Annotated in this window: 8 protein-coding genes; all 8 read left to right on the top strand. The window is 70.9% G+C overall.

All coding sequences use genetic code 11. The features are described from left to right. The first annotated feature begins 9 nt into the window (after window positions 1–9). Window positions 10–2262: an alpha-1,4-glucan--maltose-1-phosphate maltosyltransferase gene (locus ACH4XV_RS09070; protein WP_395787889.1), complete on the top strand. Its 2253-nt coding sequence runs from the start codon at window positions 10–12 to the stop codon at window positions 2260–2262. Beyond that, a complete protein-coding gene (treS, locus tag ACH4XV_RS09065) occupies window positions 2259–3953 on the top strand; it encodes a maltose alpha-D-glucosyltransferase (protein ID WP_078975378.1) in 1695 nt (564 codons plus the stop codon). Before ACH4XV_RS09070 ends, treS begins: the two co-directional genes overlap by 4 nt. Beyond that, window positions 3950–5401 carry a maltokinase gene (locus ACH4XV_RS09060; protein WP_379995066.1) on the top strand — a complete coding sequence of 484 codons (1452 nt, stop codon included), beginning with the start codon at window positions 3950–3952 and terminating at the stop codon, window positions 5399–5401. Before treS ends, ACH4XV_RS09060 begins: the two co-directional genes overlap by 4 nt. Window positions 5402–5449: 48 nt before the next feature. After that, the gene (gene glgB / locus ACH4XV_RS09055) at window positions 5450–7726 is read left to right on the top strand and encodes a 1,4-alpha-glucan branching protein GlgB (protein WP_395787886.1); all 2277 of its coding nucleotides are present in this window, start codon (window positions 5450–5452) and stop codon (window positions 7724–7726) included. A 233-nt stretch (window positions 7727–7959) separates the two neighbouring features. Beyond that, on the top strand, window positions 7960–8286 hold the full coding sequence (locus ACH4XV_RS09050) for a WXG100 family type VII secretion target (protein ID WP_078975381.1): 327 nt from the start codon (window positions 7960–7962) through the stop codon (window positions 8284–8286). Then, window positions 8286–15137 (top strand): toxin glutamine deamidase domain-containing protein, encoded by a 6852-nt coding sequence (locus tag ACH4XV_RS09045; protein WP_395787884.1) that lies wholly within the window; start codon window positions 8286–8288, stop codon window positions 15135–15137. The genes ACH4XV_RS09050 and ACH4XV_RS09045 overlap by 1 nt, the downstream gene beginning before the upstream one ends. After that, on the top strand, window positions 15134–15640 hold the full coding sequence (locus ACH4XV_RS09040; RefSeq protein ID WP_395787882.1) for an SMI1/KNR4 family protein: 507 nt from the start codon (window positions 15134–15136) through the stop codon (window positions 15638–15640). The genes ACH4XV_RS09045 and ACH4XV_RS09040 overlap by 4 nt, the downstream gene beginning before the upstream one ends. After that, the gene (locus tag ACH4XV_RS09035; protein WP_395787880.1) at window positions 15637–16647 is read left to right on the top strand and encodes an SMI1/KNR4 family protein; all 1011 of its coding nucleotides are present in this window, start codon (window positions 15637–15639) and stop codon (window positions 16645–16647) included. The genes ACH4XV_RS09040 and ACH4XV_RS09035 overlap by 4 nt, the downstream gene beginning before the upstream one ends. Window positions 16648–16667: the final 20 nt, after the last annotated feature.

The following is a 16667-nucleotide window of genomic DNA, read 5'->3' as shown; positions in this document are numbered from 1 at the left end:
GAGTTCGGCATGACCAGTTCGGCTGGGAAGGACCCCGGGGGCGCTCGCGCACCCCGGGCGGGGCAGGTCGCGGCCGACGAGGCCGCGGCACGGAAGACGACCGCCGGAGGGTCGCGGGCCACACGGGCCGCAGCCGCGCCGGCCGACACCACCGCGACGTCGACGGCCGCGAAGTCACCGGCGCGCGCCGGGAAATCCGGGCGGACCGCGGGCGCCGCGGGCGCCGGGCGCAGCGGCGGGTCGACCAAGACGGCCAAGCCGGCCGCGCCGCGGATCGGGCGGATCCCGATCATCGACGTCGAACCCGTGGTCGACGGTGGCACCCGCCCGGTGCGCGCGATCCCGGGCGAGACCTTCCGCGTCGGCGCCACGGTCTTTCGCGAAGGCCACGACGCGGTGGCCGCGGGCGTCGTGTTGCGCGACCCGCGCGGCCGGGCCGGCGCGCTCACCCCGATGGTCCCGGGCACGCCCGGAACCGACCGGATGCACGCGACGGTCACCCCGACCGCCGAGGGGATGTGGTCCTACGCGGTCGAGGCGTGGGGCGATCCGATCGCGACCTGGCGGCACGCCGCCGGGATCAAGATCCCGGCGGGCCTGGAGGTGGGGCTCGTCCTGGAGGAGGGCGCGCAACTCCTGGAGCGGGCCGCCGCCGGGGTGCCGAAGAAGGACGGCCGGCGGGCGGTCGTGCTGGCCGCGGTGGACGCGCTGCGGGACGAGACGCGCTCACCCGCCGAGCGGCTGGCCGCTGCGCGCTCGGCCGAGTTGGACGAGGTGTTGACCCGGCATCCGCTGCGCGAGCTGGTCACCTCATCGGCCCGCTATCCGCTGCGGGTCGAGCGCGAACGCGCGCTGTACGGCTCCTGGTACGAGTTCTTCCCCCGTTCCGAGGGCGCGGTGGTGGACCCCACCGGCGGCCGGCCCCCGCGCAGCGGCACCTTCCGCACCGCGATGGAACGGCTGACGCAGGTCGCGGCGATGGGCTTCGACGTGGTGTACCTGCCGCCGATCCACCCGATCGGCACCGCCTTCCGCAAGGGGCCCAACAACACCCTCGTGGCCGGCGAGCACGATCCCGGCTCGCCGTGGGCGATCGGCTCGCCCGAGGGCGGGCACGACGCGATCCACCCGGATCTGGGCACGATCGAGGACTTCGACGCGTTCGTGGCCCGGGCCCGCGAGTTGCGGATGGAGGTCGCCCTCGACTTCGCGCTCCAGGTCTCCCCCGACCACCCGTGGGTGGAGAAGCACCCCGAGTGGTTCCGGCACCGCGCCGACGGCACCATCGCCTTCGCGGAGAACCCGCCGAAGAAGTACCAGGACATCTACCCGATCGACTTCGACACCGACTTCGACGGTCTGGTCGAGGAGACGCTGCGGGTGTTGCGGCACTGGATGGCGCACGGCGTACGGATCTTCCGGGTGGACAACCCGCACACCAAGCCGGTGATGTTCTGGGAGCAGGTGATCGCCACGATCAACGCGACCGATCCCGACGTGCTGTTCCTGGCCGAGGCGTTCACCCGGCCGGCGATGATGCGCACTCTGGCCAAGATCGGCTTCCAGCAGTCGTACACCTACTTCACCTGGCGCAACGGCAAGGACGAACTTCAGGAATACCTCACCGAGTTGACCACCGGCGAGGCGTCCGCCTACATGCGGCCGAACTTCTTCGTGAACACGCCCGACATCCTGCACGCCTATCTGCAGTACGGCGGTCCGGCCGCGTTCAAGATCCGCGCCCTGCTCGCCGCCACGCTCTCCCCCACGTGGGGCGTCTACGCGGGTTTCGAGCTGTACGAGCACGTCGCCGTCAAGGCGGGCAGCGAGGAGTACCACGACTCGGAGAAGTATCAACTACGTCCGCGAGACTGGGCCCGAGCCGAACGCGAGGGCCGTTCGCTGGCGCCGTACATCACCACGCTCAACCGCGTGCGCCGCCGGCACCCGAGCCTGCAACGTCTACGAAACCTGACCTTCCATCACGTGGACGACGATGCGGTCATGGCCTTCTCCAAGCGCACCCGGGTGGGTGACGTCGACGACCTGGTCCTGGTCGTGGTGAACCTCGATCCGCACCACACCCACGAGGCGACGGTCCACCTGGACCTGCCCGCCCTCGGCCTGGACTGGCAGGACACCTTCGCGGTGCACGACGAGTTCACCGGAGCCGGTTACCGCTGGGGTCGGCACAACTACGTGCGTCTCGATCCCGCGCACGAGCCCGCGCATCTCTTCTCGGTCCGGAGGAACAGCCCGTGATCGTCAACGAACCCGTCCGCGACACCTTCGACGACACCCCGTCGCGGGATCGCGATCCCCTGTGGTTCAAGCGAGCCGTCTTCTACGAGGTCCTGGTCCGGTCCTTCCAGGACAGCAACGGGGACGGGGTCGGCGACCTCAAGGGACTGACCCAGAAGCTGGACTACCTCCAGTGGCTGGGCGTCGACTGCCTGTGGCTGCCGCCGTTCTTCGCCTCGCCGCTGCGTGACGGCGGCTACGACGTGGCCGACTACACCGCCGTGCTGCCCGAGTTCGGCGACCTCGCCGACTTCGTCGAGTTCGTCGACTCGGCGCACAAGCGCGGCATGCGGGTGGTGATCGACTTCGTGATGAACCACACGAGTGATCAGCACATGTGGTTCCAGGAGTCGCGGAACAACCCGGACGGGCCGTACGGCGATTACTACATGTGGGCCGACGACGACAAGGCCTACGGCGACGCGCGGATCATCTTCGTCGACACCGAGTCGTCCAACTGGACCTACGACCCGGTGCGCAAGCAGTACTTCTTCCACCGCTTCTTCGGCCACCAGCCGGATCTCAACTACGAGAACCCGCGCGTGCAGGAGGAGATGCTGGCCGGCCTGCGCTTCTGGCTGGACCTGGGCATCGACGGCTTCCGCCTCGACGCGGTGCCCTACCTGTTCGCGCAGGAGGGCACCAACTGCGAGAACCTGCCCGCCACCCACGAATTCCTCAAGCGGGTGCGCAAGGAGATCGACGACAAGTACCCGGACACCGTGCTCTTGGCGGAGGCCAACCAGTGGCCCGAGGACGTGGTGGACTACTTCGGCGACGGCGACGAGTGCCACATGGCGTTCCACTTCCCGGTGATGCCGCGCATCTTCATGGCGGTACGCCGCGAGTCGCGCTACCCGGTCTCGGAGATCCTGGCCGGCACGCCGTCCATCCCGGACAACTGCCAGTGGGGCATCTTCCTCCGCAACCACGACGAGTTGACCCTCGAAATGGTCACGGACGAGGAACGCGACTACATGTACAAGGAGTACGCGAAGGACCCGCGCATGCGGGCCAACGTGGGCATCCGCCGCCGGCTCGCGCCGCTGCTCGACAACGACCGCAATCAGATCGAACTGTTCACGGCACTGCTGCTGTCACTGCCGGGCTCGCCCGTCCTGTACTACGGCGACGAGATCGGCATGGGGGACAACATCTGGCTCGGCGACCGCGACGGAGTGCGCACGCCGATGCAGTGGACGCCGGATCGCAACGCGGGCTTCTCCACGTGCGACCCGGGTCGGCTGTACCTGCCGAACATCATGGACCCGGTCTACGGCTACCAGGTCACCAACGTCGAGGCGCAGATGTCCAATGCCTCCTCGCTGCTGCACTGGACCCGCCGGATGATCGAGGTCCGCAAGCAGAACCCGGCCTTCGGGCTCGGTGTGTACAACGAGCTGACCTCGTCCAATCCCAGCGTGCTGGCGTTCCTTCGCGAATTCGAGGACGACATCGTGCTGTGTGTTCACAACTTCTCGCGCTTCGCCCAGCCGACCGAGCTGGATCTGCGGCAGTTCGAGACGTATGAACCGGTCGAGCTGCTCGGGGGGGTGACGTTTCCCGCGATCGGCGAGTTGCCGTATCTGCTCACCCTCGCGGGGCACGGTTTCTATTGGTTCCGCCTCACCCGTGGAGAAATGACGCTGTGACGGATTCCACCCGACCCCACGATCCGACTGCCTCCGCCGTGATCGCTCTGCTGCGCGACTGGCTGCCGCAGCAGAGATGGTTCGCCGGCAAAGGCCGGCCTCTTCGTGGGGTCGGCGTGGTCCACAGTCTCGAAGTGGTCTCCGGCGATCCCGCGCTGCACCACATGCTGCTGCGGGTCGACCACGGTGGCGCACCCGAGCACTACCAACTCCTCCTCGGCGTGCGCGCCGGTCTGCCGGACCGGCTCACGCACGCCCTGATCGGCCGATTGCCCAACGGCAGCAGCCTCTACGACGGTGTGCACGACGCGGAGTTGACCCGGTGGTTGCCGGAACGGTTCGTCGCGGCGGACACCGTCGGCCCGCTGGCCTTCCATCGTCCCGGCGCCCAGGCGCCCGATCCCGAGCACGTCGGCCTGGTGATCGGCGCCGAGCAGTCCAACACGTCGATCATCTTCGGCGACGACGTGATCCTGAAGTTGTTCCGCCGGGTGGTGCCCGGGGTCAATCCGGACCTGGAGGTCTCGCTGGCCCTCGCCGGCGCGGGCTCGCGCCGGATCCCCGCGCCGATCGCCTGGTTCGACATGCCCTTCCCGGACGCGGACGGCGAGCCGACCACGCTGGGCATGCTCCAGGAGTACCTGCGCACCGGGACCGACGGCTGGGAGCTGGCCAAGACCTCGGTGCGCGACCTGTACGCGGGCCAGGAGGTGCGCGGCGCGGGGCCGCACGCGCACGAGACCGGCGGCGACTTCGCCGGCGAGTCGTTCCGGCTGGGCGCGGCGACCGCCGAGGTACACGCCGACCTGGCCCGCTCGTTGCCCACCGCGGTGGCGGGCGAGCCGGAGCTGACCGCGATCGCCGACGACATGGAGCGCCGGTTGCACGCGGCGGCGGAGGCGGTGCCGGAGTTGGCCCCGTTCACCGATCGGCTGCGTGAGGCGTACCGGGACCTGCGCGCGCTGGGCCGCGACGGTCACCCCGTGCCGCTCCAGCGCATCCACGGCGACTTCCACCTCGGTCAGGTGATGCGTACCGCCACCCGGTGGGTGCTGCTCGATTTCGAGGGGGAGCCGGCCCGGCCGCTGCGCGAACGGCGCTCGTTGCACTCGCCGCTGCGCGACATCGCCGCGATGTTGCGCTCGTTCGACTACGCGGCCCGGCACCTGCTGGCCGGCGGCGGTGGTTTCTGGGGGCGCGGGACGCCCGCGCCGCACCTGGTACGCCGTGCGGAGGAATGGGCCACCCGCAATCGGGAAGCCTTCTGTGCGGGGTACGCCGACGCGGGCTCGTTCGACCCGCACTCCGAACCCGTGCTGTTGCGGGCCTTCGAGACCGACAAGGCCGTCTACGAGGTCATGTACGAGTCGGGCAACCGCCCCTCGTGGTTGCCGGTGCCGATGTCGGCGATCCGGCGCCTGGCCGAACGTGCGCCGTTGCCGCACTGACGCATCGTCGATTCCCGTTCCGTACCAACGTCTCAGGAGGTCCCATCCGTGACGGCCCGTCAGGACAGCGCGTCAACCGAGGACGGCGGGGTCGCCGGCCGTCCTGCCAAGCGTTCGGCGGGGCGTGCCCGCCCCCGGCCGACCGGCCGGCCCGGGGTGCCACCGTTGGCCGCCGACGAGTTGCGCCGCCTGGTGGACGGCGGTCATCACGATCCGCACGGGCTGCTCGGCCCGCATCCGCACGTGCCCGGCGTGGACGGCGTGGTGGTGCGGGTGCTGCGGCCGTGGGCCCGTGAGGTGATCGTGGTCACCGGCGAGCACCGGGTGCCGCTCACCCACGAGGCGGAGGGCCTGTTCACCGGCCTGCTGCCCGGCAACGAGGTGCCCGACTATCGGCTGGAGATCCGCTACGACGGCACCGAACTGCACACCGACGACCCGTACCGCTTCCTGCCCACCCTGGGCGAGTTGGACATACACCTGATCGCCGAGGGCCGGCACGAGCGGTTGTGGGACGTGCTCGGCGCGCACGTGCGCTCCTACGAGACCGCCAACGGCCCGGTCACCGGCACCTCGTTCGCGGTCTGGGCGCCGAACGCGCGCGGGGTGCGGGTGGTCGGCGACTTCAACTACTGGGACGGCATCGCGCACCCGATGCGCTCGCTGGGCTCCTCCGGGGTCTGGGAGCTGTTCGTGCCCGACGTCGGCGACGGCACCAAGTACAAGTACGAGATCCTGGGCCGGGACGGGGTCTCCCGGCAAAAGGCCGACCCGCTGGCGTTCGCCACCGAGCTGCCGCCGTCCACGGCGTCGGTCGTGCACACCCCGACCTACACGTGGTCGGACAAGGAGTGGTTGGAGAAGCGGGCCGAGACGGTCCACCACACCGCGCCGATGAGCGTGTACGAGATCCACCTGGGCTCGTGGCGGCCGGGCCTGAGCTACCTCCAACTGGCCGAGCAGTTGCCCGCCTACGTGACCGAGATGGGCTTCACCCATGTGGAGCTGCTGCCGGTGGCGGAACACCCGTACGGCCCATCGTGGGGCTATCAGGTGTCGTCGTACTACGCGCCCACCTCCCGGTTCGGCAATCCCGACGAGTTCCGGCACCTCGTGGACGCGCTGCACCGGGCCGGGATCGGCGTCCTGGTGGACTGGGTGCCGGCGCACTTCCCCAAGGACGCGTGGGCGCTGGCCCGGTTCGACGGGACCTCGCTGTACGAGCACCCGGATCCGCGCCGGGGCGAGCACCCCGACTGGGGGACCCTGGTCTTCGACTACGGCCGACACGAGGTGCGCAACTTCCTCGTGGCCAACGCGGTCTACTGGTGCGAGGAGTTCCACATCGACGGGCTGCGGGTGGACGCGGTCGCCTCGATGCTCTACCTGGACTACTCGCGCGAGCACGGCGAGTGGGCGCCCAACCAGCACGGCGGCCGGGAGAACCTGGACGCGGTGGCCTTCCTCCAGGAGATGAACGCGACGCTGTACCGGCGGGTGCCCGGCGTGCTCACCATCGCCGAGGAGTCCACCGCGTGGGACGGGGTGACCCGCTCCACCGAGAGCGGCGGACTCGGCTTCGGGTTCAAGTGGAACATGGGCTGGATGCACGACTCGCTGGAGTACATCCAGAAGGAGCCGATCCACCGGCAGCACCACCACAACGAGATCACCTTCTCGCTGATGTACGCGTGGAGCGAGAACTACATCCTGCCGATCAGCCACGACGAGGTGGTGCACGGCAAACGCTCGATGGTGGACAAGATGCCGGGCGACCGCTGGCAGCAGATGGCCAACGTGCGCGCGTATTTGGCCTTCATGTGGGCCCACCCGGGCAAGCAGTTGTTGTTCATGGGCTCGGAATTCGGCCACGGCGCGGAGTGGTCCGAGGCGCGCGGTCTGGACTGGTGGCTGCTGGACCACGCCGAGCACCAGGGCATCCGGGAGTTGGTCCGCGACCTGAACTCGATCTATCGGGGACGACCGGCGTTGTGGACCCAGGACACCCGCCCGGAGGGCTTCTCCTGGATCGACGGCGGCGACGCGGCGTCCAATGTGTTGTCGTTCGTCCGGCACGGCGCGGCCGGCGAACAGCTGGTGTGCGTGTGCAACTTCTCCCCGGTGGTCCGGGAGGACTTCCGGGTCGGGCTGCCGCACGCGGGCCGGTGGCGTGAGGTGTTGAACACCGACGCGGCCGGCTACGGCGGGGCCAACGTCGGCAACCAGGGCGAGGTATGGGCCGAGGACGTGACGTGGCACGGGCGACCGGCCTCCGCGTCGATGACGCTGCCGCCGCTGGCCGCTGTGTGGTTTGTGCCCGAATAGGAGTTGATGCCGCTTCCGGGAGCCGACGTCGCAGGGGCGACGTCGGCTCCCGGTCTGTTCGCGGTCTGTTCGCGGTCGGCTCCCGGAAGGCTCGCGGTCGGCTCGCAGGAACGTGACACTCCGGCGAATCGTGAATTAGTGTCTTGCCTTCATGCCCCCGGAAGACGTCCCTCCGGAACCTGCCGGGGTCGATGCGACAGCCAGAGAGACATGGGACACGGGGGTGTTCTCACATGACGGCGGACGCGGGTACGGGGTACAAGGCCCTTCCCTCGGACTTCAAGACGGCGGGCAAGGCTTTCACCGACGCGGGACGCCGCGTGGCCGAGATCCGAACGACGCTCAAGACGTCCATCGAGGGCCTGGGCGAGTGCTGGGGGGACGACGACCTCGGCAACGGCTTCGCCAAGTCGTACAAGCCCGCCCGGGACAAGGTGCTGGAAGCGCTCGAAGCGCTCGCCAAGGGTCTCGGGGAGATCGGCAAGGGTCTCGACACGTCCGCCGGCAACTACCAGAAGACCGAGGACCACAACCGTGAGAGCTTCGGTGGCAAAGCCTGATGGCGGTCGAAGCGGGGGAGATAGTCGAGAAGGTCCTCGAACTGCTCGTCGGTGTCGACTGGCCGGAGGGCGACGAGGACAAGTGTGAGGCCCTGGGCAAGGCGTGGGAGCACGCCGCGACGGAACTCGGCAAGGTCGCGGGGGACCTCGCCGCGGCGGTGAACAAGCTCAACGCGGCCAACGAGGGCAAGGGCATGGAAGCCTTCCTTCGGATGTGGGACAAGCTGAGCAAGGGCGAGAAGGCGTTCTTCCCGGCCCTGGAGGCGGCGTCCAAGGCACTCGGCGGCGCCGCGGACGACACGAGTGACACGATCTACGCCACCAAGATCGAGTTCGTCACGATGGCCACCATCCAGGGCGCGGCGATCCTGGCCCAGATCGCGGCCGCGCCGATCACCCTCGGCATCACCGCCGGCACCGCGGCGGCCTCGACCGCCGCGCTGCGGTTCTCGTTCATGCAGGTGCTGCGGCGGATGCTGGGCCGCATCGAGGCGTCGATGGTGCGCCGACTGCTCAAGAACGTCGCCCTCGAGGCGCTGTCCGAGGTGCGCGACGACATCATCTCCCAGTTCATCCACATGACCTGGGGCTCGCAGGACGGCTATTCGATCAAGCAGACCGCGCTGGCCGCAGGCGGCGGCGCGGCGGGCGGGTTGGCCGCCATCGGCGTGAACGGGCTCGGCAAGAAGGTCTTCGGCGAGGGCGCCGAGTCCGGCATCAGGGGCGTCACCACGTCGCTCGCGTCCAACGTGAGCGCCGAGGTCGCGGGCACGGTGGCCACCGGCGGCCCGGTGAACTGGGAGACCTTCGCGAGCGGGGGGCTCGGTGGGGCGACCGATCACGCGGCGTCGAAGGCGGGCGATCGGGTCTCGAACGCGTTCGATGTCCCGAACATCGGCACGCCGAACCTGGGCGCGGGCGGGAACCTCGGCGGCAACAGAATCGATTCGACACTGAACCCGGATCGTGGGGGGTCGGGGAACGGCGGCGGGAACGCGGGGAGTTCGGGCGGGTCGAACGGGTCCAACGGCTCCGGGGGATCGCACAACTCCAATGGGTCGAACGGATCGAATGGGTCTACCGGGTCCAACGGGTCCAACGGTGGACCCGGTGGAAATCAGAGTGGGGGCTCGCCGCACAGCAACTCCGGTAACTCGGGCGGGAATTCCGGGGGGCACTCGGGTGGCGACTCCGCGAACTCCGGAGGCAACTCCGGGAACTCCGTTGGGAATTCGGGAAACACCGGGAACACCGGTGGCAACTCCGGCGGTGACCACCGGCCCGCCCACGCTCCGGTCGCGACCCAGAGTGCGTCGACGGCCCCGCCTCCCACGGCGGATGCCTCGACGGCGCCTTCCGCGCCGGCGCCGGGCGCACCGGCCCACAACGGCGGGCCGACGCAGAACACCACGACCTACGTGCAGGCTCCGCCGCCGGGCGGCGGTCCGGGTGGCGTGCCCGCCGGTGGCTCGCCGGCCGCGAGCGGTTCGCCGCACGGCGGTGGCGGGGTACAGACCGCCAACGCGGCGACCGGGGCTCCGGCCGCGACCGGGCCGTCCTCGGCCGGCTCGACGTCGGGTAGCGGGCCGTCGCCGTCCGGGCCGGGTTCTGCCGCGACCAACGTGTCGGCGACGACCACGGCCGCGGTCACGGGTACGGCTGCCGCCGGGGCCGGGAACTCGCATCCCGGCGCGGGGTCGGCCACGACGGGCAACTCCGGTGCGGGCAACGGGAGTACGGCCGCGAACAACGCGGCGTCCGGCCCGACGGCGACCCGGCCTGCGGGTGCGTCCACCAACTCCGTCCCCGGACAAGGCACTTCGCCGAACCACAACGCGTCGAGCAGCGGCTCGCCGGACACCACGAACCGCATTCCGGGTCAGCGCACGGAGGGCTCGCGCACCCCCGACCGCCCGAACACATCCCCCGACACCACGCCGCACACCGACCACCGCCCGGACTCGGCCACGGACCCCACGTCGGACCGGACCACGGACCCGAAGCCGGACACCCGGCCGGACACCCACACCGAGCCCGGCCCGGACCCGACCACGGACGCACGCCCGGACTCGGATGCCCGGCCGGACACGACCCCGGAGACCCGGCCGGACTCGACGCCGGACACGAGCCCGGACACCCGGCCGGATCCGACCGGCGACGCCACGCCGGACTCTCGACCGGACCCGACGTCCGGTACGACACCGGACGCCCGGCCGGACCCGACCGGGAACACCACGCCCGACACCCGACCCGATCCGGGCGGCGATGTCACGCCGGATGGTCGGCCCGACGCGACTCCGGACACCCGGCCCGACCCGGCCGGCGAACCGGTCCGGGACGGCTCGCCCGACCCGGACGGCGAGGCCGCGCCGGGCGCTCGGCCGGATGCCACGCCGGATTCGCAGCGGGGCACCGATCTCAGCGCCGACCCCTCGGCCGACGCGTACACCGGCGACGCCTCGCCGCGCCCGGCCCGGGACGCCTCGCCGACGCGGGACGACTCGGACGGCGGCGTCACCGTACTGCACCTGCCGCCCGTCGGCCCGCAGCGCGGCACTTCGATCATCCCGGCTCCGGCCGGCCGGTTCGGCGATGCCCTCGACGGACTCGGCAACCGTGTCCGCAATCTCTTCGGCCGAGGCCCCGACGCCTCGCCGAACGTCGCCCCGGACACCGACCCGACCACCGACCCCGGGCCGAACCCCGGGCCATTCCGGCTGAGTTCCGACTCGGGAACCACCTACGACTCGACGCCGTACGGCAATTCCCGCCCGGCCTCCACCCGGCCGGACTCGCCGCAGAATCCGGCCGGTCCGCTGGCCGACCGCCCGCCGCTGAACGACGGCCGCCCGCTGTACGAGACCGGCGGCCTGATGCCGCCGAGCGCGCGCGACCGGTCGGCTCTCGTCGACGCCGTCCCGCGCACCTCCGACGGCGCTCCCGTGGTGCACCCGGATCCGCGCGTCGACGGCTGGCTCCCGCTGCAGAACGACGGCGGCATCGACGTGCCCGGTCGGGCCAACAACTGCATGGACGGCGTACTGGCCTTCGGCAACACCTGGTTCGGCCGTCCGGAGGTGGCCGCGCCGCGGATCCCCGGTGAGAACGGCGGCGAGACCAGGGCCCCGGAGCGGGCCCAGCGCGAGATCGGCGGGAACTGGACGCCCCTGGGCCGACGTCCGGACGGCAGTACCGACATCGCCGGCGCGTACGGCGAGATCGAGGCGCGGCTGCGCGACGCGGGGCCGGGCGCGCTGACGTACATCGTCACCTCCAGGCCGACCGAACCGCGGATCCAACCGGACGGCACGATCGAGACCGGCCGGGTCTCGCACGCGTGGGCCGCGGTCAACGTGGACGGCGACGTCCTGTGGGTCGACCCGCAGTCCGGCGAGGTCATGCCCGAGCCGTACCCGGGCCAAAACCGCGTATGGGCGCTGCCCGTGGACGCGAACGCCCAGCCGATCGACATGTCGGTGCCCGCGACCACGCACCCGGCCGACCCGACCCCGGACCCCACCGGACAGCCGAACCCGGCCCGCCCGGCCGCCGATTCGACCACGCCGACCACCCCCGACCACCACACCGACACTCCGGACACCACGCCGGAGCCGAGTGCGGACACGACACCGAAGTCGCCCCGCACGGAACCGAATCCGACCACGGACTCGACCCCGGACGCGCGGCCGGACAGCACCCCGGACGCCCGACCGAAGCAGGAAACCGACACCGACTCGGACGTCGCCCCGGACACCCACCCGGACGCGGAGCCCGACACCGCGCCCGACACCCGTCCCGACGCGAAGCCCGACCCGACCTCCGAGGTCACCCCGGACTCCGACCCCCGTCAGGACACCACGCCGGACCCGTCCCCCGACCGGACGCCGGACCGACACTCCGAGACCGCCCCGACCGGGGACGGCGCGCCCACCCCGGACACGAACACCGATCCCACCTCGGATCGGGACGCCACGCCGACCCCCGACCCCGCGACCGAGCCCGATCCGGCGTCCCACCCGGCCCCGGACGCGACACCCGCCCCGGTCCGGGACGGCAGCGGCGACACCACCGTCGACGCAACCCCGCAGCCGGGCGGCCCGCTCACCACGACGCCGCCCCGCGCCCCCGTACGGCCCGATCACACCGGACCGTTCCGCAACACCCTCCAGAGCCTCGGCGACCGGATGCGCGGCCTCCTCGGCCGCGGCCCGGACATCGACACCGGCCCGAACCACCCCGGCCCGGCGGCTCCCCCGTTCCAGGGCGGCCCGTTCCACCAGAACCCCAACACGCCGTCCCCCTACAACGGGACGCCGTACGGCAACACCCCGGTGGCGAACAATCCGTACGCGCAACCGATGCCGCACCACGCGCCGCCGCCCAGACCCGGCGGTCCGATGGCGGGCCGCCCGCCGCTGTCCGCCGGGCGTCCGTTCAACCAGCCCGGCGGTCTGCTCCCGCCCACCTGGAGCGATGTAAGCGCGTTGAACAACGCGGTTCCTCGCCACCCCGACGGCACACCCGTGGTGCACCCCGACCCCCGCCAGGGGCGCTGGTTCCGGCTGCAGAACGACGGCGGCCACCAGGTACCCGGCCGAGGCATCAACTGCCTGGACGGCGTACTGGCCTTCGGCAACACCTGGTTCGGCCGACCGGAGGTGTCCGCGGCCCGCGTGCCGGGTGAGAACGGCGGCGAGACGAACGGCATGCGGCGCGCGGAGCAGGAGACCGGCGCGCCCTGGAACCGGCTAGACCTCAACCCGGACGGCTCGTCGAGCCCGGGTGCCGCCTTCGCCCGGATCGACGCCGCCCTGCGGACGTCCGGCCCCGGCTCGATCTCGTACATCGTCACCGAATGGCCCCCGCGCAACGAGGTCCAGCCGGACGGTTCGGTCCGGGTGGCGCGCAGTTCACATGCCTGGGCCGCGATCAACGTGGGTGGCGACATCCTCTGGATCGACCCGCAGACGAACCAGATCATGAACCTGCCGCACCCGAACGCGATCACCGTCTCCGCGATCACGCTCGACCCGAACGCCCGACCGGTCCCCATGACGGCCCCGCCCGTCACCCAACCGGTCGCCCCGCCTCCGCCGCCGGTGCCGCCCGCCCCGCACTTCCAGACGATGCAGCCGGGCCCGTACGCCCACCAGCAACAGCCGCCACCACCGGCCCCGTTCACCCACGAGCCGGTGGTCCAGCCCAACCCGTACACCCGGCAACAACAACCGGGCCCGTACAACCAGCCCGGCCCCCACACCCAACAGCCGGTGCAGGCCAGCCCGTACACCCAACAACCACCGGTACAACCCGTCCCGCACAACCAACAACCGATCCAACCCGGCCCGGTCCACCCGACGCCTCCGCACAACCAGCAGCCCTTCCAAACGGGCCCCGTGCACCCCGCGCCACCGCACAACCAACAGCCCGTCCAACCCGGCCCGGTCCACCCTGCGCCCCACCACCCGCAGCCGTTCCGGACCGGCCCGGTGCACCCCGCACCGCCGCACAACCAGCAGCCGTTCCAAACGGGACCGGTCCACCCGGCACCGCACAACCAGCAACCCGTCCAAACCGGCCCCGTCGACCCAGGCAGCCACGTCCCCAACCCCGGTCAATCCGGACCCAATCCCAATCCCAACCCCAATCCCACCCCCGCTCCGACCCCGGCCACTCCCCCGCCGCCACCGCGGCACACCCAGGCCAATCCGCCCGGTCCGATCGACACCACGCCGCCCCTCGCGCCGCCGATGCAGGCCAATCCGCGCCCGCTCGGCGAACCCGCGACCACGGCGAGTCCGACCGGCGATCGGCCCACCACGCACGACGGTCGGCGCGACGACATCGAGCGTGAGGTCGGCGACTTCATGGCGACCCGCCCGGCCGCGGAGAACTTCGACCCCAACGCCGCGCCCAACGCCAACTCCCCTAGCTCGCCCATCACTTCGCCGGCGCCGAACCCGAACCCGCCGAAGCCGGACGACGTCCGAGGCGGCCAGTCGCCCTACGACCTCGGCGTCACGCGCGACCCGTCCTTCATGGCCGACCGCGCAAATCTGACCTGGGACACCCACCGCGGCGACGCCGAATTCGAGATGCCGCAGAGCGCCCGCTCGAACAACCCGCACCCGGACACCGGCGCACCGCCCCGCAACAACCTCAATCGGGCCACGATCCGCCGGATGTTCGACGCCTCCGGCATCGACGCGCTGGTCAACCACCCGAACCCGGACGAGCTGACCAGCGCCGAGCGCCAGGCCCGCGACGAGTTCGACCGCCTCCTGCGGGGCACCGACGCACGACTGCTGACCGGCTCCGACCTGGCGCAGCGCATGAACGACCTGGCACTGCGCGGCCGGGACATGACCGGCGCTCCCCGCTACCCGATCAACTCGGGATACGCGGGCCAGATCGTGCACTTCGCGAGCCCGACGCTGGACAACCACTTCCCCGACGGCGTCTACATCAACCTTCAGGGTTATCCGGACTTCACCACCTACGCGGTGCGCACCATCAATCTTCCGCACACCGTCGTCGCCCCGCCCAAGCGCAGCGATTTCCCGCCCGGCCCGGATGGCACCAAGAAATTCAAGGAGGCCCGCCAGGAAGCAAACGACGACCAGCGCAAGCTCGATATTCGCCAGGCCAACGCGGAATTCAGAAACGATCCGATGTGGGCCGGCGTCCGCCCGGGCCGCAGCGCTCCCGGATACGTCTGGCACCACGTCGAGGGCACACGCACCATGATGCTCATACCGTTCGCAGTACACTACGCGGTGAAACATCACGGTGGTATCGCCAGCGCCATGGCCCCCGATCCCGCGTCCGGCAACCCTGGAGTCCAGCCTTGACCGTCGAATTGACGCCGCGAGGAACCCTCTCGGAAGAAGCCCTGTGCGAACTCGAGGAAAAACTCGGGTTCGCCCTGCCGGCCGAATACCGGGCCTGGCTCGCCGCCACCAACGGTGCCGAGTTCCCGGTCGCCGCCCAGCTCATGCCGCGTGGCCTGGACCCGGAGGACGACCTCTACGGCCACCGTACCGGCGGCGATCCGCAGACCGAACTGCTCTACGCCCACGGCTATTGCCGCGACGTGCTCACCCTGGATTATCTGCCGGTCACCCGCCTCACCACCGGAATCGTGGCGATCAAGGTGACCGAACCCGAATGCGGCTCGCTCTGGTATTGGAGCGAGTCGACCCTCGACACCGACGAGGAATACACCCCCGAATACATCTCGACCCACCTGCTCCGCCGGGTGGCCGATACCTTCGCCCAATTCCTGGAGCTGTGGGAGATCGACCCGACCTCCCCGTTCCTGGATTCGGCAGATCCGGAACGGACCGCGCCATGACCGATATCGGTGCCGCAGCCGGCGACTCGCCGGCCGCCGAATTCGCGGGTTCGATCGTCGATTTCGGCCGCACCTCGCGCAGTCGGGTCTACGCCGACGGAGTCTTCGTCGACCTGTACGGATTCCCGGATTTCCTGCCGTACGCGCGCGTGGTGATCGAGGCCGCGCCGATCCCGCCGGGGCTCGGTGTCGACGAGGCCAGGGTCACCGACGTACTCGCGGCCAACCTCGCGGCGGCCGGCACCGGCGATCCGCTGTACCGGGACCTCGTGGAAACGGCGACCCCGCGCGGCTGGACCTGGCACCACGCGCCGCACGCGCGCCGGCTGTACCTGATCCCGGTGGACGTCAAGAACGCGATGCGCCACCACGGCGGGGTGGCCACGATGACGTCGGTCGACCGGGACCGCACCGGCCTGTGGAGCCCGGTCGAGCAGGCCCGGGTGCCGGTCACGCTGCACGTCGGCCGACCACTGACCGACGTCGACCTGACCCACCTGGAGGGCAAGTACCTCAAGTACCGACTCCCGGACGCCTACCGGGCGTTGCTGATCGACAACGGCGGCGGCCCGCCGGCCCGCCCTGCGGTGCACCCGCGCCACGGGTTCGTGTTCGACCAGCAGTTCTTCAACCTCTACGGCGCCTATGACCCGTACGACCTGCTGGATGTGGCGGCCCGGTTCACCGACCGGTTGACCGCCGACTTCCTGGCCGTCGCGTGGGTGCAGGGCGGCGCGCTGGTGCTCAAGACCCAGGGGCAGGACGCCGGTTCGGTCTGGTACTGGGACAACGACGACCGCTACGCGCGACAGGGCGACACTCCGGAGGCGACCGTCGCGCTGCTGTCCCGGCTCGCCGACGACGTCGGCACGCTGCTGGCCGACGCGTTGGTCCAAGTGCCGGGCGAACTCGACGAGATCGCCCGCACCGCGGCCGCCGGCGGCCACTACCGGCCGATCGTCGTCGACCACGCGGGCGCGGGTCTGCCCGCCGACCTGCGACCCTGACGCGGCATCACGAAGGGAAC

Origin of the sequence: Embleya sp. NPDC020630 (genome assembly GCF_044334985.1) — a bacterium.
Lineage (GTDB): Bacteria > Actinomycetota > Actinomycetes > Streptomycetales > Streptomycetaceae > Embleya.
The sequence above is the reverse complement of the archived record's forward strand: the minus strand, read 5'-3'. Positions and strand labels throughout refer to the sequence as shown.

What these genes read in the sequence shown, in the direction of transcription:
- ACH4XV_RS09070 (WP_395787889.1), top strand. Translation starts at nt 10, where the DNA reads ATGACCAGTTCGGCTGGGAAGGACCCCGGGGGCGCTCGCGCACCCCGG.
- ACH4XV_RS09050 (WP_078975381.1), top strand. Translation starts at nt 7,960, where the DNA reads ATGACGGCGGACGCGGGTACGGGGTACAAGGCCCTTCCCTCGGACTTC.
- ACH4XV_RS09045 (WP_395787884.1), top strand. Translation starts at nt 8,286, where the DNA reads ATGGCGGTCGAAGCGGGGGAGATAGTCGAGAAGGTCCTCGAACTGCTC.
- ACH4XV_RS09035 (WP_395787880.1), top strand. Translation starts at nt 15,637, where the DNA reads ATGACCGATATCGGTGCCGCAGCCGGCGACTCGCCGGCCGCCGAATTC.